At 72.0% G+C, this 1,025-nt stretch carries 1 protein-coding gene; it reads left to right on the top strand.

The features are described 5' to 3' along the window. Nucleotides 1–29: 29 nt before the first annotated feature. A partial coding sequence (locus HUK84_RS19860) for a dihydroorotase (RefSeq protein WP_218064481.1) occupies nt 30–1,025 on the top strand: 996 nt, incomplete at its 3' end.

Raw genomic sequence — 1,025 nt, 5'->3', positions numbered from 1 at the left:
AGGGCCCGGCCCCCGCCGCCCGCCGGGTCGTGGAGTACGGCCCGGACCTGATCCTCCCCGGCGGCATCGACGCGCAGGTCCATTCCCGCTCGCAGCAGGGGCAGGAGGATTTTCTCTGGACCACCCGCGCCGCGGCGGCGGGCGGCATCACCACCATCGCGGACATGCCCTACGATGCGGGCTTCCTGGTCTGCACCGCCGACCGGCTGCGGCAGAAGGCCGCCGAGGCCGCCGGACAGGCCCGCGTCGATTTCGCCTTGTGGGGCACGATCGCGCCGGACGACGGTCCGGCCCATATTCCCGACATGGCCCGGGCCGGCGCCTGCGGCTTCAAATTCTCCACCTTCGGCACCGATCCCGAACGCTTCCCGCGCATCCCGGCCGACCTGCTGGCACGGTGTTTCGAGGCAGTGGCCCAAACCGGCCTGATCGCCGGCGTGCATAACGAGGACGATGCCATGGTGCGCGCGCGCCTCGATGCCGTGGCCCGCGCCGGCATCACCGACTGGCGCGCCCACGGCCTGTCCCGTCCGCCGCTCAGCGAAACCCTGGCCATGGCGCAGATCTACGAAACCGCGGCGGCGACCGGCTGCTCGGCCCATGTCGTCCATTGCTCGGTCGCGCGCGGCTACGCGCTCTGCGCCGCCTACCGCCAGCAGGGCTTCGACACCACCGCCGAGGCCTGCATCCACTACCTGGTCCTCGACGAGGAAAACGATGTCGCGCGGCTGGGCGGCCGGGCCAAGGTCAATCCGCCGATCCGCCCCCGGGCCGAGGTCGAGGGACTCTGGGCCCACCTGGCCGCCGGCAACGTGACGATCGTCTCCACCGACCACGTGTCCTGGAGCCTGTCGCGCAAATCCGCCCCCGCCATGCTCGACAACGCCTCCGGCGCGCCGTCGCTCGAACTGCTCTACCCGCTCTTCCTGACCGAACTCTCCCGCCGGTCCCTGCCTCTGTCGCTGGCCGCCCGCCTGCTGGCCGAAAATCCCGCGCGCCTGTTCCGCATCGCCGGCCGCAAGGGC

This window comes from Nguyenibacter vanlangensis (genome assembly GCF_013376155.1).
In the GTDB taxonomy this organism is placed as follows: Bacteria; Pseudomonadota; Alphaproteobacteria; order Acetobacterales; family Acetobacteraceae; genus Gluconacetobacter; species Gluconacetobacter vanlangensis.
This window is presented reverse-complemented; position numbering and strand designations above follow the sequence as displayed.